This window comes from Microcoleus sp. CAWBG27, from assembly GCF_020883145.1.
In the GTDB taxonomy this organism is placed as follows: Bacteria; Cyanobacteriota; Cyanobacteriia; order Cyanobacteriales; family Microcoleaceae; genus Microcoleus.
This window is the reverse complement of record NZ_JAHREU010000008.1, coordinates 31,613-53,679: the sequence shown is the minus strand read 5'-3', so window position 1 is coordinate 53,679 and position 22,067 is coordinate 31,613. Positions and strand designations below refer to the sequence as shown.

Below are 22,067 nucleotides of genomic sequence, written 5' to 3'. Positions count from 1 at the left end.
TTTATTACTGATTATCGATTATCGATTATCGATTACCAATTACCAATTACCCATGATTAATAAATTTTTCCAAAAAATTCAAAACCGACTGCTACTGCTTTTAATTTTAAGTACCTTGATTCCAGTATCTCTTGTTGGCTGGTATGGAATTTCCTCTTCCGAAGCAGCACTCCAAACCTTAGCCTTAACTAATCTTACTGAAAGTGTCACCTCCAGCGGAGAGCAAATTGTCAACAAACTAGAAAATATCAGTTACGATGTTTTATTCTTCAGCAAATCTCCTGCTCTTCAAGGAATAATTAGAGCTAGAGATGGAAATGGAGCAGACAAAGAAACTAATTCAACTTATCAAAATTGGGTCGATCGAATGCAAATCACATTTGCATCAATGATGGCAATTAAGCAATCTTATATGCAATTGCGTTATATAGATGAGAATGGCAACGAACTCGTGCGCGTAAATTCTGACGGCCAAACGCTCAAAATAGTTCCAACTTCAGAACTACAAAATCAGGCTCATAGGGATTACTTTTACTTAACTATGAAGCTAAAACCGGGCGAAATTTATGTGTCTCAATTCAATCTCAATCAGGAGCGCGGTAAAATAGAAATTCCTTACAAGCCAACCATTCGTCATGCCACTCCTGTTTTTAATACCAAAGGAGAAAGAAAAGGCATTTTGATTGCCAATTCTTTGGGCAAGAATCTGATTGATATAGTTAAAAACATGAATCATGATAATTCAGAGAAAGGTTTTATGTTAAATCAAGATGGTAGCTACATCTACCATCCCACTTCTAAAAAAGAATGGGGTTATGAAAAAAAAACGAATGAAAATGTCCAAAAAGATTATGTGGCAGAGGTGGTGACACAAATACTTTCTGGTGGCAAAGGCAATATTGACCTCGGCGATCGAGTGATTAGCTATGATACAGTCTTTCTTAGTAAAGAAAACAATAACAAATTTATAGTGATTGTGAATCAAGCACCTAAATATTCGCTGTTTGCTTCTATTTTTGTTTTAAAAAAAATAGCTACTATTATTGCTGTATTGTCCCTGGGTACTGTTCTGGGATTAGGATTTTTGGTGCTGCGACAACTAATTAAGCTGATTCGAGGATTAATCTATCAAATATCGTCATTCTCTATGCAAATATTATCTAATATGAATGAGCAGGAGCAAGTCGTCGGTCAGCAATTTCTCTCAGTCAATGAAACAACTGCAACCTTAGAACAATTGGGCATATCTTCTCGGGAGACAGCCGAGCAAGCTGAGGCTGTTGCCGTCGCTGCTCGCCAAGCTTTAATCCTCGCGCAAGAAGGAACTCAAAAAGTTGAAGAAACTCTCAATCAAATGCTGAGTCTTAGACAAGCTGTGGCGGCAATTTCTCAGCAAAATCAGCGCCTGGGGGATAGCACAAGTCAGATTGGCAATATCTCGACTTTGGCAAATTTAGTTAGCGATTTAGCCACTCAGACAAATATGCTGGCTCTTAACGCGGCTGTGGAAGCTGTCAGGGCTGGTGAGTATGGTAAAGGTTTTGCGGTGGTAGCCAGCGAGATCCGTAAATTAGCAGATGAAAGCCAACAAGCGGCGCAAAAGATTAATGGTATTATTCCAGAAATTAAGGGAGCGATCGACTCGACGGTGAAAGCAACGGAAGAAAGCCGCAAAACAGTCGCGGCAGGGGTGAAAACAGCGCAGGATACAGCAGAGGCTTTTACGGGGGTTCGGGAAGCTTGCAATCTGGTGTTTGCTAGCAATCAACAAATTTCTTTCAATATTAAACAGCAGGCGATCGCGATCGGGCAAGTAGGTGATGAAATGAATTCTCTCAACCGCACTGCATCTCAAACTATTAGCGGCATTACTCAAGTCAAAGTAGGTACTCAAAAACTTAATGAAGCTGCTTTAAATCTTAAGTCTATAGTTTAAGAGTGAAGCTCAAAAACGGATTGTATCACGGATGTCAAGGATAGAATTACCAATTACTAATTACCAATTACCAATGACCAATTACCAATGCCCAATGCCCTGTTTGGCCTTCTTCCCAATGACCAATTACCAATGCCCAATGCCCTGTTTGGCCTTCTTCCCAATGCCCTGTTTGGCCAATGCCCAATGCCCAATGACCAATGACCAATTCCCCAAAAACACCTATGATAATTGAAGATGAAGAACTTCGAGATGTATTTAAAATTGCTAGTGAAGAACACTTGCAGAAACTAGACGATGGATTGCTGTACTTGGAACAACATCCGGGGGACTCAGCTAAGTTAGAAGAATTGCTGCGGGAAACTCATTCTCTTAAAGGCGATGCTGGGATGTTGGCGGTAAAAAATGTAGCATCTTTAGCTCATCAAATAGAGCATATTTTGGGAGGTGTCAAGCGGGGAGAGACTCAACTAACTTCAGAAATTAGCGATCGACTTTCGCAAGGTTTAGACGCCATCCGCAAACTCGTTGACGAAGCCGTGACTGGTCAAGATTCCGGTGTCAATACCTTTTACGTGCTCGCCAGCATGATGGGTGCTTCTAACAAGCCCCTGCCCGCCCTCCCCATAGCAGATCCAGAATCTTCAAACGTACCAGAAGAAGAATTTATACAAACGCAACTTATTGATTCGTCTGCTGCGGAACCCGAAACAAATAGTGAAACTTATTCCGCCGCTAATTTAGATAAAAATTATTCTTTTTCGACTCTACAATCCGAGCAAGAATTGTTGCTGCAATCTCACAACTTGCCTGGGGCTTCTGCCCCCGCTGCTGCATCGGCTTCCCAACCCGCTGTTAGCAGTTCTTCAATTTCGTCTTACCGCATCGAAACAATTCGCGTTGCCACCCAAAATTTAGACGATTTAATGACTCAAGCTGGTGAACTTACTGTTACAAAAACTCGGTTAGTACACCGACTTGCTGATATCGAAAAACTGACAAATTTGTGGGAAAGTTGGAGCAGAGAAGCTTTTATGAATCGGTTGGCTTTTCATCAGATAGAATCCGACAAAAATGCTTTTCAACAAAATGCCCTCATCATGCAGTTACAGAATTATTACCAGCGTACAGAAGAACGTTTAGAACGTCTGGGAACTCTAGTAAATAGATTGAAAAATCGAGTTGATGAAGATACTGCAAGACTCGAATTAATTGCGGAAGAGTTGGAATCAGGAATTCGCACTCTCAGACTGCTGCCTTTGTCTACTATTTTTAATCTATTTCCACGAGCAGTTAGAGACTTGGCTAAGCGGGAAGGGAAAGAGGTTAAATTAGTCATTGAAGGTGGGGAAACTCGAGCTGACAAACGCATTCTAGAAGAAATGAAAGACCCTTTAATGCACCTGATTCGGAATGCGATAGATCACGGAATTGAGACGCCAGCCGAACGCGAAAAGCTCGGCAAGCATCCCGCAGCTACTCTCCGAATTAAAGGCTACCATACTGCTAGCAATATTATTATTGAAGTTGCTGATGATGGTCGGGGGCTGAATCTCGATCGCATCAAACAAACTGCTGTCAAACGCAACATCTGCACGCCGGAAGAACTGGCGGTGATGACAGAAAGCCAAATTCAATCGCTGATTTTTGCTGCGGGTTTTTCAACCAGAACATTTGTTACTGAAATCTCTGGAAGAGGGGTAGGTTTGGATGTAGTTAGGACTAATGTTGAAGCATTAAAAGGTCGCATTCAAGTTGAATCAGATCTCGGAAAAGGATGCACTTTTCGCCTGCAACTAAGTACGTCTTTAGCTACTGCTAATGTATTAATATTAGCGGTTAATGGCATTGCTTATGCGCTGCCAGTCGAGTTTATTGAAACTGCAATATTAGTCCGCTCTTCGGATGTTTTTTCTCTCGAAAGCAAGGCGACGGTGATTTTAGACTCTCAGCCTTTGTCAGTTGCTTATTTGGCAGATTTACTAGAATTAAATGATACAGATTGGTTGCACAATAATCGGGAGTGGAGACAGGAAACTTGGAGAGAATTCAAGAGAAATACAGAGGTAGAATCGGTGAATCATAATTCTCGGAAAATGCCTTGTATTGTTTTGAAAGTTGGGGAGGAAAGATTGGGATTATTTATAGATGCTTTGATTGACGAACAGGATGTGGTGATTAAACCTCAAAGTCAATTGCTGAAACGGGTGCGAAACGTTTCTGGTGCAACGATTCTGGGGACGGGGGAAGTTTGTATGGTGCTCAATCCCCACGATTTGATAAAATCTGTACGCAAGCAAGTTTTGTTGGGTGGGGTTGGGGGTGCCCGATCGCCAATTGAGACAGTCAGCCGAAAACAAGTTATACTTTTAGCAGAAGATTCGATCGCTACCCGCACTCAAGAAAAGCGCATTCTGGAAGGTGCAGGTTATGAAGTGGTGACAGCAGTGGACGGGTTGGATGCTTTCAATAAATTAAAAACTCGCTATTTTGATGCTCTGATTTCTGACGTACAAATGCCTAATTTGGACGGTTTGGGACTGACTGCTAAAATTCGTCAGCAAAAAGAATACAGTGAGTTGCCGATTATTTTGGTGACATCTTTGGCGTCTGATGAAGATAGAAAAAGAGGGGCTGATGCTGGCGCTAATGCTTATATTCCTAAAGGTACTTTCAATCAAGATGTATTAATCGAGACTTTAAAAAGGTTAGTTTAATTGTTAGTTATTGGTTGTTGGTAATTAGTTATTAGTTATTGGTTATTGGTTATTGGTTATTGGTTATTTGTTATTTGTTATTTACTACCAATTAGCAATTGCCAATGCCCTGTTTGCCCCATGCCCCATGCCCCATGCCCCATGCCCCATGCCCTGTTTGCCCCATGCCCCATTCCCTATGCCCCATGCCCCATTCCCAATTGCCAATTACCTAAAATAACTGATGTTGTCGCCCATTAAAGTATTGTTAGTAGAAGATTCCCCAGTAGCTACGATCGTTCTCAAGCGCATTTTGGATGCTTCGCCAGAAATCCAGGTTGTCGGAACGGCTTCTAACGGGTTAGAAGCCCTAGAATTAATCCCGAAACTTCAACCGGAAGTCATCTGTACGGATTTGAATATGGCACAAATGAACGGGTTAGAGTTCACGCGGGAAGTGATGAAAAAATACCCGCGACCAATTTTAATAATTAGTGCTTCTGTACAAGCAAAGGATACTCAAAATGTATTTGAATTAATGAAAGCAGGTGCATTAGATATTTTTCCGAAACCCATTGGCGGGTTGGCGTCTGATTACGATCGCTTGGGGAATGAATTAATCGCTAAAGTTAAAGTGTTGTCGGGAGTTAAAGTATTTACGCGACATCAAAGGCTTGGAGGAATCGAAACAGCCGAGCATCGCCCAAGCAAAAAAAATTATCAATTACCAATTCATAATTACCAATTATCTAGCAAAAATCTCAATTCTCATACTATTAAGTTATTGGCTGTTGGCGCGTCTACAGGCGGGCCGCAAGCGCTACACTCGATTATTTCCAAGTTTCCGGCTAATTTGCCAGTACCGGTGATTTGCATCCAGCATATCAGTGAAGGATTTTTGCAAGGATTGGTTGACTGGTTGGGTTTTGAATCTAAACTGCCGGTGAAAATAGCGGGTTTTGGGGAATGGCCGCAAGCTGGAATTGTTTATTTCCCGCCAGAAAAACGTCATTTAGAATTGGATGCTCAAGGGCGTTTTATTTATTCTGAAGCTGCTAGTGAAGCGGGACATTGCCCCTCTGTAACGGTAACATTTAAGTCAGTTGCTAGTTTTTATGGTCGCGGGGCTGCGGGAGTGTTGCTAACAGGAATGGGGCGAGATGGTGCTGAGGGTATGTTGGCGATCGCCCGAGCCGGCGGTTTGACTATTGCTCAAAATGAGGCTAGTTGTGTTGTGTTTGGAATGCCGAAAGAGGCGATCGCCCTGGGTGCAGTCCAGCACGTTTTACCCGTCAGTGCGATCGCTCCTCTGCTGTTGGCAAAATTAAAAGTTTAGGAGTTAGGGAGAATCTAGATGCAGACGGCGGTTCAAACCCCTTCTATACAAACGATGTCCGCCGGACGCCGACTGAATAGAATAACATAAAACGTAATTTAAACGGTCTGATCTTCAACCCGCGGAGGCGGGTTTTGCTTGTATAGACGCGGTTTCAACCGCCGAGTCTTCTTTTATGATTTGATATTGATAAACTTACCAATTACTTCGCGCAACTTGTCAGCATCAAAGGGCTTAGTTAAATACTCGGTTGCTCCTGCCAAACGCCCCTGTACTTTATCAAATGCTCCATCTCTGGCTGTCAGCATCACGATCGGCAAATTCTGAAACTGAGGTAAGCTTCGCACCGTGCGGCAGAGCTCCAATCCGTCAATCCCAGGCATCGAAACATCGAGCAACAAAACCGAAATTTGTTCGTGATAAATTGTTGACAAAGCATCAACTGCATTGTCTGTCACGAGAACTCGAAACTCTTTGCTTAAGGCTTGTTTGACCAGTCCTTGCATGACGACGCTATCATCAACTGCCAAAATAGTTGGTACTTGACTGCTAGTTGCAGACATATTCTTCTCCCGGTTTATTTATAGTTCTTGAAAATAGAAAACATAATTCCCGCCGTCAGTCGATTGTAGATTTTAGATTTTAGATTGACTGTTCCAGATGAATCTGGGAGCTTGAACTTGAGTCTAAAATTGCGATCTCGACCCTCAAAATTGTCGGCAAGCAAGTATCGGTTTTTGGGTGGGTCATTTTTCGAGAGTGCCTTCGGATAAATAGTGCCCAACTCCGTTGGAGCATTAGCAGAAACTTCACCCCTGTTTTTTTGACCTCAAACTCGAAAAAACAGATTGCCCGAGGGGTCGATCGGCGATGACAACAGTTGCAAAATCTGCATCTCAACCGTCAAACCCTTGATGGTGGAGTTTGAACAACTATTGTTACAAAGTTTAACATTTTCGGTGTTTGTGTAGTCGCTCTCCTAACTTTTGTTGAGTTGCCTGTGCAACAGCCCGGTAAACCGTACTGGTATTGTGACACAAACCAATTATTTTAATCTACCAGCAAGCCTGCTACCCACGATTAGATCTGTCTGTTAAAATACTATTAAACTTATTAAGAAATTCTCTGTAAGCTATCCGCCATAGATTTTTGAAGGGTGCTTCGTCCCCACGGAGGCTCTTAGATTCACCCAGCCTCTGGCACATCAAAAGCATAGTCAACTCGAAGTATAATTTCTACAGTATTAGAGCTGCGGTACTCTAACTCCCATAACTCAAAAGTTTCCATGTCAGTCAAGAGGTTGGTCTGAGTTTGGCGCCAGCAGCCTGCGCTCGACTTGCGATCGCAGTCTCCCGGGACAAAATTCATAGCTCGTTTTTCTCCTCGGTCAGTATTGATTAGGGCGGTTGCCAGCAACTAGATGGGCACTTATACATGATGAAAGCACCCTTGCCTCTTGGTAAAACAGTGTTCGATCTCGATCGCACCGACTTGTATCAACTTCTGGGTTCCGATCCAGAGGCTTGCTTTGACGATTTGGTAGGCTTGGCCGCCAGGATGAGCGGAACTCCTATTGCTTTTTTGAGTTTGATTGATGCCTCGGGCCACTGGTTGAAGTCGCAGTTGGGTATCGATCGAAGTTTGGCACACCGTTACCTGAATTTTTGCGATCGCTGCTATACCGGTCAAATTCCCGCACAGTTGGGCGCGAGTTCCAACTCTAACTCGGAATTTGACCGGGACATTCCCCTACAAAAACCTGCGGTTGCTGCGGCAGAAGCGATCGCACCCTTGACAAATTCCTGCAATAAACCGCCTGCCATCGTTGTCCGAGATGCTTCCACAGACGTGCGATTTGCTCAGCACCCGCTAGTTGTTTCCTACCCCTTCATCAAATTTTACGCTAGCATCCCAGTCGTCACCTCAGATGGGCAGATGCTGGGCGCGATCTGTGTCATGGATTCCGTATCTAAAGACTTGACAAAAAATACGATTGATGGTATAGAGATTTTAACTCGGCAAGTTGCGAGTTTGGTGGAGCTGCGGTGGCAATTAGTCAAAGCCCAGAAAGAGGTGGCAGAGGTAGAAGATATCGCTTCACAGGGCCAGCAAATCTCGGAGTTAGCCCGATCGAACCAGGAGTTTTTCTGGGCAGTACAGACTTCAGAGAAGGACACAAGAATATTCCCAACAAAAAAGCTGTCGGTGCTCGAAACAGGCAAATCTCAGGAGTTGCGGGAAACTTCAGCGGGCATGAGGCGCGATCGCGATCCCAAACAAATTCCTGAAATAGCGACCGAGCGGCAATCAATGGCAGACTTGCTACACGAGCGATCGCGCTTGGCAATGCTGCAAGCTAAAGTTGGTGCAGCTCTCGGACAAGGCGGGACAATACCGGCCACCCTCAACCGCTGCACCGACGCAATGGTAGACCATCTCGACGCCACAGCAGCCAGCATCTGGACGTTCAACCCGCAGATAGAGCGGTTAGAATTGCAGGCCGATTCAGGAGTCAGCAGCCAAGATTGGGAACGGCTAATAGAAGATTGGCTGCGAGAAGAAACGGGAAAACTCGAAACGGCTCCTCTGTGCTTGCTGTCGAATCAGTCCCTCTGGGTCATTGCCTATCCCCTGATTGTGGAGGAACGACTGGTGGGAGTGATGGCTGTATGCAGCAGCGCCGCTGCCACGGAGGGGGCGCTAGAAGTTCTGGGGTGGATGGCTAATGCCATTGGCGTGGCGATCGATCGTGTCAAGGCCCGAGAAGAATTGTTGAGCCGCCGGGAAAGTCTGCTGTTTGGCCTCGCCAGTCAGATGCGGAATTCTTTAGACCTCGACAAAATTTTAGATACGGCTGTTAATGAAATTCACAGCTTGTTGCAGGTTGACCAGTGCTACTTTTTGTGGTATTCAGTATCGCGGCAGGGGCAGCCGAGTTTTGCGATTACCCACGAGGCGGCAAATCCCGAACAGCAAGAGCGACTCGCCGATTACCCGATCGCACAAGTAACGCTACTAGCCGAGAAAATTCGCGATCGCCAAACGCTTCGCATCGGCGACACTGCCACAGCAGCCTGCATAGACTCCGCCACGCGAGCTTTTTTAAGGAGTGTCGGGATTGTTTCTAAGCTGCTGCTACCGCTCAAGACTCACTCCGGTCAAATGGGGGCGATAGTTTGCAATCATTACAGCAGCCGTTCCTGGGCGGCCAGCGAAGTGGAATTGCTGCAAGCGGTGGTGGATCAACTGGCGATCGCGATCGACCAAGCCGAACTTTACGCCCAAACTCGGGCGGCAGCCTTAGCAGCAGAAACTCAAGCCCGACAACTGACTGAAACTTTGCAGAGTTTGCAGCAAAAAGAAGCTCAGCTCATTCAAAACGAAAAAATGTCCTCTCTCGGTCAAATGGTTGCCGGCGTCGCCCACGAAATTAACAATCCGGTTAATTTTATTTACGGCAACTTGACTTATTGCGAGCAGTACATGAAAGATCTGCTGGATTTGCTGCGCTTGTATCAAAAGCACTACCCCGAACCTTGCGAGGAAATTCTCGACAAAAGCGAAGAAATTGATGTGGATTTCGTAGTGCCAGATTTGCTGAAAATTCTGTCTTCGATGGAGATGGGAGCCGAACGCATCCGGCAAATCGTCCTATCCCTGCGGAACTTCGCGCGGCACGACGAAGCCGAGAAGAAGCCGGTGGACATTCACGAAGGGATTGACAGCACGCTGCTGATTTTGCACAGCCGCTTGAAGTCAAACGGGCCGATACCGGGAATTCAGGTAATTAAAGACTACGGCGACTTGCCCAAGGTAGAATGCTATGCCGGTCAGCTCAACCAAGTATTTATGAATATTTTGGGAAATGCGATCGACTCCTTGGAAAATCAGCCCGCACCCAAGACGATCGAAATCTCGACGGCGGTGGTGTCCCAAGACTCGGATCGAGGTGAGTCACGAAAGTCTCTCGGTAAACTTGTGGTGATTCGGATTCGCGACAGCGGGCCGGGATTGACCCAAAAAGCTAAATTGTGCTTGTTTGACCCTTTCTTTACCACTAAACCAGTGGGCAAAGGCACGGGACTCGGCTTGTCCATTAGCTACCAGATTGTGGTGGAAAAACACGGCGGCAGTTTGAAGTGTATCTCAGAACCCGGACAGGGAGCGGAGTTTTGGATTGAAATCCCGCTGTCTCAACGGGCTGTTGTCAAAGAATAAACTGGCGGGCGATCGGTTTGGCAAACATTTTTTAAACTTTCTTGTCAAAGTGCTTGACAGATTCTGGTGTTTGAGTGTTAATATGATAAAGGTTAAGACGTTGGGGCGTCGCCAAGTGGTAAGGCAGCTGGTTTTGGTCCAGCCATTCAGAGGTTCGAATCCTTTCGCCCCAGTTAAATAGTTTTTAATATTTTTGATGAAAGGGCGGTTGAAACCGCGTCTACACAGGCAAAACCCACTCCAAGCGGGTTGAAGAGTGGGTAGTTAAAATTACCAGAAAGAATTGGTTGAAAGCCTCTCCCTTTGAGGGAGAAATTAAAATCAGACTATTCATTACTCCAATCCTCTTCCTTCTAGGTAGAGGTCGCTTTCAAACTGTCAACTGTCAACTGTCAACTGTCAACTGTTGAACTTATTCTCTCTTAGTCCGCAGAGGCGGACATCGTTTGTATAGACGCGGTTTCAACCGCCGTCCGATCTTATCTTTGATTGTAGTTGTTCGCACATCCGATCGCTGCTAATTGCTGGGTTCGCGAGCATTTAATCGATCGAATACCTGTCGAGAAATTGCCGGAAATGCTGTTTCGTCCTTGGCATAAGCCACATCGTCTGCGAAAACGACTAAGATATAAATCGCGCGATCGTCCAAAGTTCTGACAAATGCCGCTTCGCTGCGGGAACGAGAGGTATAGCCAACTTTGGAACCAAAATAAATATTAGTTGGCAAAGATTCGCCGAGAAATCCTTGTATTGAGTTGCTAGGGTCATTTTTCCATGCCTTAGGGTCTAAATCTCTCGTCAGCAAGTAAGCCATTTTGCGGCTGGCGAGGCTAGAAACCGCCTGCCTAGTATAGATTTCATATATTAATCTGCCGGCTTGGTCAGTAGTTACTTGATTGCGAATCGGCTGAGAATCATCGCCCCGCAATTGCAAATCGCGACCGACTGGGCCTTCTTGCCTTAAATAGTATATGGGATAATTTTTGGTGCTTATACGAATATCATTGTAGCCTGCTGACTGGAAAAAAGTGTTAATTTGCCTGCGCTTTTGCAGCCATGTTTGCAACTCTTCTCCTCCGAGCCGTCCGCCGGATTTTGTATCGGTGAGTTTGTCTAAAATCCTGCTGGCAGAATCGTTGTTGGAGATGCGAATCATTTGTTCTAGGTCGTTTTTAAATGCAGATTCTCTTTCCGTAATTATGCCTTTTTCTATGGCTGAGTAAAAGGCTGCCATCCAAAATAACTTGGCAACGCTAGCAGGAAATCTGAGAGTTTGATTTTGATATCCGGCGAAGGTATGATTTTGGGGATTGCTAACATCAAATAAGCTAATTGATAGCTTGTCTGCTGGCAATCCTTTGCTGGTGGCAATGTTCACAGCTTCATCAACAATCCCTTGCAATTCTTGAGAATAAACTGGATTGGGAGGTGTTTTGATGTTGTAGGTGAAGGTAGGATCGCTTTGACTATCGACTACATTTTGGGATGTTGGAATTGTCGGTGGCGAGATAGCCTCTTGAGACAATATGACGGGTGGCTCTGGGGCGCGGCGAGTTCTGAAGGGCATTGTCAGGAGCCAAAAAAATGCGATCGCCCCCGCAATTAAACACAAAATGTTGCGGTATTTGAGCCGAGACAATTTTGCCCTCAGTCGCCGGCGAGATGGCGTTGGGCGATCGGTAATCAGGCGTCGGGGTTCAACTGGACGATCGCTGATTTGCCGACGAGATGGCGTTGGACGATCGCTAGTTTGGCGTCGGGGCTCAACTGGACGATCGGTGATGACGCGTCGGGGTTGGACTGGACGATCGGTAATTTGGCGTCGAGGCTCCACTGGACGATCGCTAGTTTGGCGTCGGGGCGCGACTGGACGATCGGTGATGAGACGTTGGAACCAGATTGAGATTTGGAGCCAGATTGGGCGTTGGAGCAAGATGAGGCGTTGGAGCCAGATTGAGCTTTGGAGCCAGATGAGTCGTTGGAGCGAGATGAGGCGTTGGAGCCAGATTGGACGATCGCCGATTGGGCGTCGGGATTGGATAGGACGTTGGGGTTTGACTGGGCGATCGCTGCTTGCGCGTCGGGATTGGACTGGACGCTCGCTGCTGTGGCGTCTGGGTTGGATCGGACGTTGGGGTTCGATTGGGCGGCGTCGGCGGTCTACTTGCATTACAGTGTTGTGGTATCAAACTCGCACGATCAGTTTATAATAGGGGGGCGTCCAAATGACAAGGCTGTCGATCTAGTCCGCTCTCGTAAATTTCATCTAGCGGTTAGGCTGATTGAGAGTTCTAATAATTATAAAGGTTTCAGGATAGCACTCAGTTGAAGCAAAATCCCTAGAAAAACATGAGAAATTTTTGGAGTCTGGCTGTTTTGGGATTTGCGATCGCCTGGGTGAATAATTATTTGATACCTGATTTTTGGGCATTGCAGTCTCAACCTGCTGTTGCTGTTGTCGATCGACAAACAGAAGCACGCGGCCCGGATGTAGCGGCTGAGTCGATCGGAGACAGCGAAAATCGGGAACCCAAAAACAAGCAAAGTGTTTCTAGTTTCCTCAGGCTGTTTCAGGACTTGAACAACATACCTGAAATTCCCTATTCCCAATTGCTGGAAGTCTTGGCGAGACGACCAGACTCAGAAAATACGGCCAGAGAAACCGCTATACTACCCGAAGACATAGCACGTTTTGAAAAGATTGTACAGTATGCCAAACAGGAAAATTTGCCCGATCGCCCGATCGGACAAATCATCCAGGCGATCGGCGATAACTTCCTAGGAAAGCCCTACGTCGAGGGTTTGCTGGACAAATCCGGCGAAGAAAAGTTGATCGTAACGTTGAATAAATTTGATTGCGTTTTGTTTGTAGAGACTGTTTTGGCTATTTCCAGAGGCGTAGCAGTCAAAGATTACGAATATCAAAATTTTGTAAATCGCATAGAAGAACAGCGGTATTTAAACGGTAAAATGAACGGTTATTGCAGCCGCCTGCACTATTTTTCAGAATGGATTAAAGACAATCAAAAACGGCAAACCGTAGAAAACATTACCGCTCAGTTGGGCGGAGTGCCGATGAATAAAACACTAAATTTCATGAGCCAGCACCGCAGCAGTTACCCGCAAATGGCAAAAGATGAAGCAACTTATCAGTGCATAGTCAGCCAAGAAGCAGAATTAGCCAAAACTACGGTTAATTACATCCCGACAAATCGGATCAAAAGTATTTATTCCCAGTTAAAGCCTGGGGATATTGTGGCAGTAGCCACGGATGTTAAAGGATTGGATGTCACCCACACGGGTTTTGTGTACAGGAATGCAGACGGGAATCTCGGCTTAATTCACGCTTCGCCGGCTGGGGCTGTGACAGTTGCTTACGACTTGCACAGATATATTAGCAGAGTCGAAAGTGCGATCGGTATTGTAGTTGCTAGAGCAAAAACACCTAATCCAATTCGTTCGTAGTGAGGACTTCAGTCCTTCTTTATGCGGACTAAAGTCCTCACTACAAACCAGATTGTAGTGATGAGTTCAGTCCTTCTTTATGCGGACTAAAGTCCTCACTACAAACCAGATTGTAGTGATGAGTTCAGTCCTTCTTTATGCGGACTAAAGTCCTCACTACAAACCAGATTGTAGTGATGAGTTCAGTCATTGATGAATGCGGACTAAAGTCCTCACTACAAACCAGATTGTAGTGATGAGTTCAGTCCTTCTTTATGCGGACTAAAGTCCTCACTACAAACCAGATTGTAGTGATGAGTTCAGTCATTGATGAATGCGGACTAAAGTCCTCACTACAAACCAGATCGAGGTTTGACAAAAAAGCAGATCATCTCAATTTTCCCTTCAGCCCTACCACCAAAATCCACCCCAAAGTACATCCCAAAATATAGCCAATAAAATCCTCCCCCGAAAAGCCACTACCCAGAAATAAACGCCCAAATAATGTAGCGCGAATAGCTTCCAAAAAAGGAGGTTTCCACAGTTGGCTAAATTCAATGAGACAGTTAAAAATAAAAACTCCCCAGGCAATTTTAGTCGGAGAAATTTGGGGAAACATGAAAACAATTAGCAGAATTAAGAAAATTTGGTAGAGAAAATCACCAAAATAATCGTTAAAAAACTCTCGCCCCGGCCCCGAATAGAATTCGCTGCTTAAACCGACAATCAAAATAGGGATGATAGTCAATAAAAGAGCAACTCGATAGTTGAAAAAGCGATGCGCGCGATTAAAAGGTGATGCCATTTTAAGTATTAGTAGTAAGGTGCGTCAGTTGGCACGATTTTAGATACCATTGAAAATCTCTGTGCTGACGCACCGTGGCAACTATTGGCTGTTCGCCAAGAATCGAACATAATATTATTCATCAAATCTGGTGTTATAGAACAAGTTCGCTGCGAGATACCTTACTGCTTCTAGCAGGATTTGGTGTTAATTCGGGCGGTGCAACTTGAACGCTTCCCCATTCAGTCAAAAAGCTTTTCAGCAAAACCTCTTGCTGAGTGCGAAATGCCTCGACATTTGCCCCTCGATTCATAATCACAAACCACACGGTTTCTTGTTTTTGAGTGGGTAGCGCTCCGCCCAAAGCGCTAACATTATCCAACGTGCCAGATTTGACTACTGCTAGCTTTGGCAGCGCCCGTTCTGACAAGATTCCTTTATCTTTGCCAACTACAGTTAAGACATCAGCAACTGTCATGTTGTAAGGTTGCAGGTAGCGTTCTAAAGCGATAAATAACCCGCAGGCAGCCCTAGGAGAAATGCGATTGTCGTCGCTCAATCCGGAACCGTTGACGAGTTGAATTTCGGCGGAAGGAACTCCGGTTGCTGCTGCTGCTTTTTGCGCGACTGTTTTGGCGCCACCGACAGTATCAGCTAGCATATCTGCCATGAGATTGTTGCTGTACTGATTCATTTTTTTGATCAGTTCGGCGAGGGGTAAAGAATAATGTTTGGCTAACGGTACGGCGCTGGGACGTGCTGGCAAAACTTTGACATTACCATCAATTAATATTTGGGGCTTCGGTGTATTGGGAGGAAGTGTTTGATACTGGGCGGCGGCTTCGCTGGGCCAGATTTCACTGTTCAATGCTTGTTTGAGCAATTCTCCTGATTTGAGGGGATTTAATTCAAAGTTCATGTAAAATTTACCGACAATAATTAAAGTGCCGGTGACTCGTTTGATGCCTTTTTTATTTAAGATGTTACCGAGGCCGATCGCCTCTTCCCACACAAACAACGGATCTTCACTGCCCTCAATCACTAAATCGCCTTTTAATACACCGTCTTTGATGGTGCCGTTGGTACTAATTTCGGTGATAAATTGATGTTCCGGCCCGAATTGTTGGAGGGCTACCAGAGATGTTGCTACTTTGGTAATGGAAGCGGCTGACAGAGGAACTGTACCTTGATGATTGGCGAGTAATGTATTGCCCGATTGCATCCAGATTCCTTGGTCTTCTTTGGCAGAACCTTGGGCCGTCAATCCGTTGAGATATTGCTGGATTTTGGTATTTGTGGCGGTTTCGGGATTGTTGACAGAGACTGTTAACGGCTGATTTGGTTTAACTGGCGGCGGGGAAGATTCGGCTACAGGAGAAGGAGAGGGAGTTGTAACTTGGGGTGATTCGGTAGCGGCGCATCCGGTGATAATTGCGAGAAGGCCGATCGAGCTTACAGCAGTCAAGTAGCGGTTTTTCAGCATTACCTTCATTTTTTCCATCAAATTTACGATCGTCTTTCGGCATACCCGATGGAAAGTTTAGCATTAGCTCGCGCCTCTTCCTTCTGCGCTCTTCCTTCGCGCGCTAGCGCTTATGCGCGGCTTCGCCTAACGCGTCTTCGCGGTTCGTTAAATATAGATATCTTGGAAATGCTTCGGGTTTTATCTTCAGCGCCTGGGGTTCTCACCCCAGGCCGATCGCAATCGCAAATTCAAGGGAAAACTGGTTTATCCAGCTATACTGCCCATACTCCCCATACTCAGGGGTACCATTTCGCCGTGCATCGTCAGGCCTAATAACATCGGCTCATTAACTCGAATCAACTCTCCTGTAAGCGCGCAGCGTTCTTCCTGCTGTGCTGTGGCGTTAATGCTGGCTCGAATATCCGATCGACAAAACATCTGACGATACTCTCCAGACTTCTGCTGGACGTAATTCCAGAGCAAATCTCGAATCAAAGCTTGATAGCCTTGATTCCCAGCAAGCTCTTTCAATCTCTCCTTGAGCTCTCTTTCCAATCGAATGCTGGTGACTTCCATTTCGGTGGTTGAGGTTCTAGGTAGGGTATGCATAATTTTTCTCCGTGACGGGTGGACATATCTGTAATATCAGTGTAGTATGTTTAAAGCTAGATTTAAAGGTCTCAGATCACTATTCTGCCTACTGTGAAATTTTTCCCCACCTATTCTACTTATCAACTCAAGTGCGATCGCCCCAGGGGTGGCGCTGAGTCCTCACGGCAAGTCTTTGGGACGGGTTTGGCGAGCCTCACAGCGACCTCGTGGGCTGGGACAAGCCCAATTAAACCCGGTTATAGTGGATTAGGACTAATTGCAGAAATTAATGACAACGAGGTAGACCGGGACGGTCTGGAAGTGGCACGGCCACATCATAAAGATACGCGAAGCGGGAGGTACAGCTAAACGACTGTACCAACACAAGATGAAAATTTGCATGAAAGCAGTTTTTCTGGCCCCCGCTTCACTCGTAGGAGAAGCGGGGGCATTTGATTGGAGATTGGAGCAATTTGGCAAGGCTTGGGGAACTAGCGAAAACTAGATGTAGCCAATGCTGGGAAGTATTCCAAATCTAAAATCTAAAATCTAAAATCTAAAATCTAAAATCCAAACGAGGAGGAGCAAGCCGTGACCGTAGTAACTGATGTATTGAGGCAATCTGTTGTGGTATTTTCTCAAAATTACCTACCAATGAGCCGTGTCAACATCAAACGGGCGATCGTACTTTTGGTAACAGGCAAGGCTGAACCTCTGGATTTTAGCACCGGCAATGGCTATGTAGTGCGATCGCCCAGCACCAGCATCCACGTACCCGAACAAATCCGCTTGACTTTTGGTAACAGGGAACGGCTGTGGAAAGTTCCGCCGGTCAATCGCCGGGAAGTTCTGCGCCGAGACTCTCATGCTTGCCAATACTGCGGCAGCAACCGGCATTTGACGCTGGATCACGTGATGCCTCGATCGAAGGGCGGGCTGCATACTTGGGACAACGTGGTGACTGCTTGCGAACGGTGTAACTCTCGTAAGGGCGACAGAACTCCCATAGAAGCTCAAATGCCTCTGCGAACCAAGCCAAAGGCTCCCATTCACCCCACTGTTGCTTTTGCCGAAATGTTTTGGCACGAATACCAAATTGGGGAATAGGGCATTAGTCAGTTGACAGTTGACAGTTGACAGTTGACAGTTCTCAGTTGTCATTGGTAACTGGTAATTGGGAATTGGGAATTGGTAATTGGAAAGTGGAAAAGATTCTCGATATCGATCGAGATCGAAAAAATTTTATTTCCCCTGCCAGGGCTTCTCTGAACCAAATGCCCTATCCTTCGTCTGTGTGTTTAGGAGCGTCGGAAAATCCTAATCATTAAGGACTGATGACTGCTGATTACCCTTCGAGCCTTTTCTAAGCAAACTGACAACAGTCAACTGACTACTGACTACTGACTACTGACTACTGACAAATTTTCAATTCCAAATTTAGGGCTGTCAATATGCTGAAGTTGACTTACACTGAAACGGGCTTTAACCTGGAGCGTTTGGCTCAATCTCCCGAACAGTTAGTGGCGCTGCGAGTTGTGCTGGCTATGCGAGTTGGTCAAAGCATCAGCGTTGAACCGAGCACTGCGGCATTTTTGCTGCCCGCGAATTTGCCGGCGCTGTCTCTGTTGGAATCTGAGGCCCGCCGAGATGATACCGATTCGATCGACCTTTGTGTTGCTGATGCTGATTTTGTCGAGGTGACTCTGCGGGGTACGTGGATTGGAGAGGCGTCTGAGGGCGCCCAGGGGGTGTTTGCGACTGTTTTGAGCGATCGGGCGGAGCGGTTGTTGCTCGGACTCTGGCTCGAAACTCAGGCTGCTGCCGAGGTTGTCGGCGAAGTCGGCGATTAATATCCGCGATAAAGTTCGCCAGGGAGCATCTGTGCCAGGTTTTACAGTGCTGTCCCGCTCGCGATTGATAAAATAGGCGAGCGAGACAACACTGTAAAAAAAATGCTTTTTGCGATCGGATGCTTTCTCTATCCCCCACTCTTGTTAAGGAATAAGAATTAGATAACTTACAAATTGATGGTTCTTGTGGGATGGGCCCAAAGAGCCCGTTCTTTCATGACGGGCGGGACGCCCATCCCACTTTCTTGAGTGTAAACTATTTAATTTGCGATCCTAAGGCGTGTAAATAAGGTTGAAGTAAATGCCGTTATCTTGCAGGTTGTCGCCTTTATCGGTAATTCTTATCAAAGGAAAAGCATAATCTACACGCAAGTTCACCCGCCGTATCGGTTCCCAGATTACCCCCAAACCCATACCTGCTAAAAATGTCTGATAGCTTATTTTATTAGGATTGTTGGCAGCATTCCACACCGTACCTGCATCCAAAAAAGGAGCTAATTGAAGTTTGGGATTTCCCGAAGCATCCCGCTGCAAAGTAATCCGATCCTCGATCGACAGTCGGAAGCCGTTATCGCCAGAACGCACATTTTGGCGGTAGCCGCGCAGAGATTGCCCGCCGCCAATTACAAATTGCTGCGAAGGTAACAAACTATTAGCAGAAAGTTGCAAGTCTGACTGCAAAATTAATAAATGTTTATCATTTAATCGCTGTACTCGCTGCACTTGACCCAGCCAACTCAAAAATTGTCCGTCAGGGACAGAACCTTCATTTTGAGTAGCATCAAACAAGCTTGTGCCGATCGTAAATTGCGATCGCAAAGCCCAAGCACCCTGGGGGTCGCGCCGAATGTAGTCCTGTCCCAGCTTAATCGCAGTCGTAGTCGTGACACCATTGGAGTCAGGGCCCGAGCCAAATGGAGTTGGTACACCGGCGACAAAAGTTCTGCCTTTCTGATAAGTAATACCGGCAGATAAGGCAAATTCTTCGATCGGCGTTCTCCGCAGCGGTTGGCGGTAACTAACTTCAAATAAATGTGATTTTCCCGAAATGTCAGCAGAATCAAAAGGTTCTTGTACTATACTGTTGCGGTTCGGCGCTGCCCTCAATTGCAACGTGCCGTTCATCGCATTTAGCGGCAAGCGATAGCTGAAATCGAAGACATCTGAATCGCCGAGCGATCGATAATAAGCACCCGCAAGTTCATCGCCATTTCCTGTGAGATTGCGGTGCCGCAAACTAACACCCAATCTTTCAGAACCGACGCTGGGAGGCGAATAATTGTCAATGCTGAAACTAGATTGAAATGGATTAGCTTCCGTAACTCTGACAATCAGAATGCTCTCTCCTTCATTATCCCCAGCCCGCAGGCTGGCTTCTACATTGTCAAATAAAGGATCGACTCGCAGCAGCCGGAGTTGGTTTTCTAATGAAGCTGTACTTAAAGGCATTCGGGCACCGAGTCGAATCCGGCTGCGGATGTAACTTGGATGCAATCTTTTAGCTCCTTCTACCTCAATTCGGGTCAGCTTGCCTTCGATAACTTGAATTTTGACTACTCCTGCGGTGATAGTTTGGGGCGGCAAGACGGCTCTCGAAGTGATGTAGCCGCGATTGAGGTAAATTTCGGTAATTTTGTCGGCGATTTGTTTGAGCTGTTCTAGCGTGGCAGAACGACCCTCTAACGGCTTGACTAAGGCATTAATTTCGTCTTGGCTTAAAATTGTGCTGCCAACTACTTGAATTTTCTGCACCTGAATTACCTGATTCGGCAGTGGCAGGGGAACTGGGGACGGGCGCTCCGGTGCAACTGGTGGCGGTATTTGAGGAGGTTCTGGGGAAGGCTGCGGGGCCGGTTGCAAAAATCGATCGCGATTGGGATCTGGCTGAGTCGGTGGCGGGGGCAGGTTTGGAGGGGTATTTTGTGGGTTTTGGGCTAAAAGATCGCAATCTGCGGGGTTCTCACATTTTGGCTCAGTGTTAACTAAATTTAGTCTTTCGGGTTCCGGATGCGCATCACAACCAGTTTCATTAATTGTGGAACAGCGATCGGCTTGGTTGTCAAGAGGATTGTTTTCGGCAAAATCCGGCAGTTGATTGGAGTTAGTTGCAGTTTCATCCTGCTTGATTTCGAGTTTTTGCAGTGCTAATACTCGGTTGGCCGGATCGGCTAAGTTGTGAGCGGCGGCGGGCAACTGAGAACTATCCTCCGTTTGGGATATAGCTTGATGGGCATCAAAGCAAGCAATGGGGAGCGCAGTTAGAAGTGAAATCCCCAACCGAAATATTGCAATATTTGCTCTCGGGCGCATAATTAATATTTTTTGTAAAATAAGTTTGCCTGCTGCTTGCACTATGCAAGTTTACCATTTAGTATTCGGCGCAATTTGACGATAAAATTTTCAATAGTCCGGCTTTCCAGAGACAAGGAGATCGGGAGCATCTCAATTTTGCTATCGAAGTCGATCGATCTTTTAGATTTTAGAGTTTAGATTTGGGCGATTGGGGGATTGAGTCACGAGGATCTGGACTCTAGGACGATTTGAAGAGCGATCGCTTCAATAACAAATGCCCAGTTGCAACATCCGAGCTTTTCCTAGCGAATCTTAATGCTCCTGGATTTGCCAGGTTAAATGTATCTGGTATGGAATTATTTTTTGGCGATGGGTGTTAACTCACTGGGGATTAATGGTTCTCGGGCAATTTTGCCGAGTTCGACTGCACTCAACACTTCTGACCACTCGATCGCTAAATTGGCATCGCTGGGAGACTCCACGCGCAATTGAGCTAGAGCTGCCAAATACTCGTACCAGAGACCTTGTTTGCCGAAGATGCTCAGCTTGGCGCGACCCTCGGGCGATCGATCCAACTCTGTTTTCAAGGTTGGGGCAACTGCGATGCGGTTTATCCACCCTGAAACGAGAACCTCATCTCTATAGTTTTTTGGGTTGCATTTGATAGTAAAGTACCATTGATAGTTTTTGCCAACTTCCAGGGCTGGCGAGTTGCCGTCGGAGGCGAGGTTGATGCTAACGATACCAGGACGGCTCGTTACCATCCGAAAACTTTTTTTGTATACCGTTTTGTCGCTTTCGTCTGCTAACTCAAACTGAACTGTTTTGTCGATGGCTACGGGAAGGTAGTAGAAAAATGTCGGCTTTGCTGATATTGTTTGCCCCATAGTTGATTGGGGAATCAAGGCAGTTAAGGCATTTGTGGCAGTGCATTCTAAGCCGCGGGTTCCTCCCCCTTCCCGCCTTCCGGGTACTCCCTGCTCCGGCGGTTGAAAGTTATTCCACGTGCCTCCCAATTGCTGGTTGTTCGGTCTGCTTCCAGTTAGTTCCGGGGGTTGAACTGTTTGCCAGTTGAGTGGTAGCTGCGGTTGTGAGGGGCGGCGGACATTGTTACCGGGGCTGTTGAGAGCCTCTGCTGGTATTAAACTACCAACGGCAACTCCCTCTAGAGACAGAATTAAGGAAAGAGCACCGATGTTTAGAGCAGACTTCCAAGCCATGACGAACCTGCCTTCTAATGAACCTAGGAACTTAAACACACGATTTTATTCTACCCAAGGTTTTGACGGATCTAGTAATCTGTTGTACTTAATTTATATCTTCCAACAGATACGATTAGTTTGGCCCTTCTGAGCAAGATGGAATTCTGTGTCGCGTTTTTCAGTGGTAGCTTAGTAGTTATACTTACTTGCCTGCACGACAGCAGGTTGGGTTGAGCTTGTCAAAGCCAATGTT

16 protein-coding genes and 1 tRNA gene are annotated in these 22,067 nt (G+C 46.0%); 9 read left to right on the top strand and 8 right to left on the bottom strand.

The genetic code is table 11. The annotated features are described in order from the left end of the window. Nucleotides 1–52 precede the first annotated feature (52 nt). From QZ938_RS07000 to cheB, 3 genes are all read left to right on the top strand, one after another. Nucleotides 53–1,936, top strand: a complete 1,884-nt coding sequence (locus QZ938_RS07000) for a methyl-accepting chemotaxis protein (protein ID WP_293348246.1) — start codon at nucleotides 53–55, stop codon at nucleotides 1,934–1,936. A 224-nt stretch (nucleotides 1,937–2,160) separates the two neighbouring features. Then, nucleotides 2,161–4,653 (top strand): hybrid sensor histidine kinase/response regulator, encoded by a 2,493-nt coding sequence (locus QZ938_RS06995; protein ID WP_293348249.1) that lies wholly within the window; start codon nucleotides 2,161–2,163, stop codon nucleotides 4,651–4,653. A 223-nt stretch (nucleotides 4,654–4,876) separates the two neighbouring features. After that, nucleotides 4,877–5,968, top strand: a complete 1,092-nt coding sequence (gene cheB / locus QZ938_RS06990) for a chemotaxis-specific protein-glutamate methyltransferase CheB (protein WP_293348252.1) — start codon at nucleotides 4,877–4,879, stop codon at nucleotides 5,966–5,968. Between the two features lie 173 nt (nucleotides 5,969–6,141). Here the strand turns inward: cheB and QZ938_RS06985 are convergent, their stop codons facing one another. Beyond that, nucleotides 6,142–6,531, bottom strand: a complete 390-nt coding sequence (locus QZ938_RS06985) for a response regulator (protein ID WP_293157809.1) — start codon at nucleotides 6,529–6,531, stop codon at nucleotides 6,142–6,144. Between the two features lie 622 nt (nucleotides 6,532–7,153). After that, a complete protein-coding gene (locus QZ938_RS06980; RefSeq protein WP_293157806.1) occupies nucleotides 7,154–7,336 on the bottom strand; it encodes a hypothetical protein in 183 nt (60 codons plus the stop codon). A 66-nt stretch (nucleotides 7,337–7,402) separates the two neighbouring features. Between QZ938_RS06980 and QZ938_RS06975 the strand changes: the two genes are divergently transcribed. Beyond that, nucleotides 7,403–10,186, top strand: coding sequence for a GAF domain-containing protein (locus tag QZ938_RS06975; RefSeq protein ID WP_293348255.1), 2,784 nt, complete (start codon nucleotides 7,403–7,405; stop codon nucleotides 10,184–10,186). Between the two features lie 101 nt (nucleotides 10,187–10,287). Continuing rightward, a tRNA-Gln gene (locus QZ938_RS06970) sits at nucleotides 10,288–10,359 on the top strand. 344 nt (nucleotides 10,360–10,703) lie between these two features. On the opposite strand, the gene QZ938_RS06965 is transcribed toward QZ938_RS06970, so the two are convergent. Beyond that, nucleotides 10,704–11,753 carry a serine hydrolase gene (locus QZ938_RS06965; protein ID WP_293348258.1) on the bottom strand — a complete coding sequence of 350 codons (1,050 nt, stop codon included), beginning with the start codon at nucleotides 11,751–11,753 and terminating at the stop codon, nucleotides 10,704–10,706. Between QZ938_RS06965 and QZ938_RS06960 the strand changes: the two genes are divergently transcribed. Together QZ938_RS06960 and QZ938_RS06955 are read left to right on the top strand one after the other, a co-directional pair. Beyond that, the gene (locus tag QZ938_RS06960; protein ID WP_293348261.1) at nucleotides 11,713–12,396 is read left to right on the top strand and encodes a hypothetical protein; all 684 of its coding nucleotides are present in this window, start codon (nucleotides 11,713–11,715) and stop codon (nucleotides 12,394–12,396) included. The genes QZ938_RS06965 and QZ938_RS06960 overlap by 41 nt on opposite strands. A gap of 139 nt (nucleotides 12,397–12,535) precedes the next feature. Beyond that, nucleotides 12,536–13,651 (top strand): N-acetylmuramoyl-L-alanine amidase-like domain-containing protein, encoded by a 1,116-nt coding sequence (locus QZ938_RS06955; RefSeq protein WP_293348264.1) that lies wholly within the window; start codon nucleotides 12,536–12,538, stop codon nucleotides 13,649–13,651. 367 nt (nucleotides 13,652–14,018) lie between these two features. Here the strand turns inward: QZ938_RS06955 and QZ938_RS06950 are convergent, their stop codons facing one another. The 3 genes from QZ938_RS06950 to QZ938_RS06940 all read right to left on the bottom strand — a co-directional run bounded on the left by QZ938_RS06950 (nucleotide 14,019) and on the right by QZ938_RS06940 (nucleotide 16,488). Next, on the bottom strand, nucleotides 14,019–14,435 hold the full coding sequence (locus tag QZ938_RS06950; protein WP_293147555.1) for a DUF2809 domain-containing protein: 417 nt from the start codon (nucleotides 14,433–14,435) through the stop codon (nucleotides 14,019–14,021). A 133-nt stretch (nucleotides 14,436–14,568) separates the two neighbouring features. Then, complete coding sequence (locus QZ938_RS06945; protein ID WP_293348267.1) at nucleotides 14,569–15,915, bottom strand: D-alanyl-D-alanine carboxypeptidase; 1,347 nt, start codon at nucleotides 15,913–15,915, stop codon at nucleotides 14,569–14,571. Between the two features lie 228 nt (nucleotides 15,916–16,143). Next, on the bottom strand, nucleotides 16,144–16,488 hold the full coding sequence (locus QZ938_RS06940; RefSeq protein WP_293147551.1) for a hypothetical protein: 345 nt from the start codon (nucleotides 16,486–16,488) through the stop codon (nucleotides 16,144–16,146). Between the two features lie 573 nt (nucleotides 16,489–17,061). On the opposite strand from QZ938_RS06940, the gene QZ938_RS06935 reads away from it, so the two are divergent. Beyond that, nucleotides 17,062–17,577 (top strand): HNH endonuclease, encoded by a 516-nt coding sequence (locus QZ938_RS06935; RefSeq protein ID WP_293124219.1) that lies wholly within the window; start codon nucleotides 17,062–17,064, stop codon nucleotides 17,575–17,577. 344 nt (nucleotides 17,578–17,921) lie between these two features. Continuing rightward, nucleotides 17,922–18,320 carry an alr0857 family protein gene (locus QZ938_RS06930; protein ID WP_293147547.1) on the top strand — a complete coding sequence of 133 codons (399 nt, stop codon included), beginning with the start codon at nucleotides 17,922–17,924 and terminating at the stop codon, nucleotides 18,318–18,320. A gap of 273 nt (nucleotides 18,321–18,593) precedes the next feature. On the opposite strand, the gene QZ938_RS06925 is transcribed toward QZ938_RS06930, so the two are convergent. After that, entirely contained in the window at nucleotides 18,594–20,630 is a 2,037-nt protein-coding gene (locus tag QZ938_RS06925) for a ShlB/FhaC/HecB family hemolysin secretion/activation protein (RefSeq protein ID WP_293147545.1), read from the bottom strand. Between the two features lie 338 nt (nucleotides 20,631–20,968). Continuing rightward, nucleotides 20,969–21,832 (bottom strand): DUF928 domain-containing protein, encoded by an 864-nt coding sequence (locus QZ938_RS06920; RefSeq protein ID WP_293147543.1) that lies wholly within the window; start codon nucleotides 21,830–21,832, stop codon nucleotides 20,969–20,971. Between the last annotated feature and the right edge of the window lie 235 nt (nucleotides 21,833–22,067).

Bases quoted from the DNA above. Each gene is read 5' to 3' on its own strand.
- QZ938_RS07000 (WP_293348246.1), top strand. From the start codon at position 53: ATGATTAATAAATTTTTCCAAAAAATTCAAAACCGACTGCTACTGCTT.
- QZ938_RS06995 (WP_293348249.1), top strand. From the start codon at position 2,161: ATGATAATTGAAGATGAAGAACTTCGAGATGTATTTAAAATTGCTAGT.
- cheB (WP_293348252.1), top strand. From the start codon at position 4,877: ATGTTGTCGCCCATTAAAGTATTGTTAGTAGAAGATTCCCCAGTAGCT.
- QZ938_RS06985 (WP_293157809.1), bottom strand. From the start codon at position 6,531: ATGTCTGCAACTAGCAGTCAAGTACCAACTATTTTGGCAGTTGATGAT.
- QZ938_RS06980 (WP_293157806.1), bottom strand. From the start codon at position 7,336: ATGAATTTTGTCCCGGGAGACTGCGATCGCAAGTCGAGCGCAGGCTGC.
- QZ938_RS06975 (WP_293348255.1), top strand. From the start codon at position 7,403: ATGATGAAAGCACCCTTGCCTCTTGGTAAAACAGTGTTCGATCTCGAT.
- QZ938_RS06960 (WP_293348261.1), top strand. From the start codon at position 11,713: ATGACGGGTGGCTCTGGGGCGCGGCGAGTTCTGAAGGGCATTGTCAGG.
- QZ938_RS06965 (WP_293348258.1), bottom strand. From the start codon at position 11,753: ATGCCCTTCAGAACTCGCCGCGCCCCAGAGCCACCCGTCATATTGTCT.
- QZ938_RS06955 (WP_293348264.1), top strand. From the start codon at position 12,536: ATGAGAAATTTTTGGAGTCTGGCTGTTTTGGGATTTGCGATCGCCTGG.
- QZ938_RS06950 (WP_293147555.1), bottom strand. From the start codon at position 14,435: ATGGCATCACCTTTTAATCGCGCGCATCGCTTTTTCAACTATCGAGTT.
- QZ938_RS06945 (WP_293348267.1), bottom strand. From the start codon at position 15,915: ATGGAAAAAATGAAGGTAATGCTGAAAAACCGCTACTTGACTGCTGTA.
- QZ938_RS06940 (WP_293147551.1), bottom strand. From the start codon at position 16,488: ATGCATACCCTACCTAGAACCTCAACCACCGAAATGGAAGTCACCAGC.
- QZ938_RS06930 (WP_293147547.1), top strand. From the start codon at position 17,922: ATGCTGAAGTTGACTTACACTGAAACGGGCTTTAACCTGGAGCGTTTG.
- QZ938_RS06925 (WP_293147545.1), bottom strand. From the start codon at position 20,630: ATGCGCCCGAGAGCAAATATTGCAATATTTCGGTTGGGGATTTCACTT.
- QZ938_RS06920 (WP_293147543.1), bottom strand. From the start codon at position 21,832: ATGGCTTGGAAGTCTGCTCTAAACATCGGTGCTCTTTCCTTAATTCTG.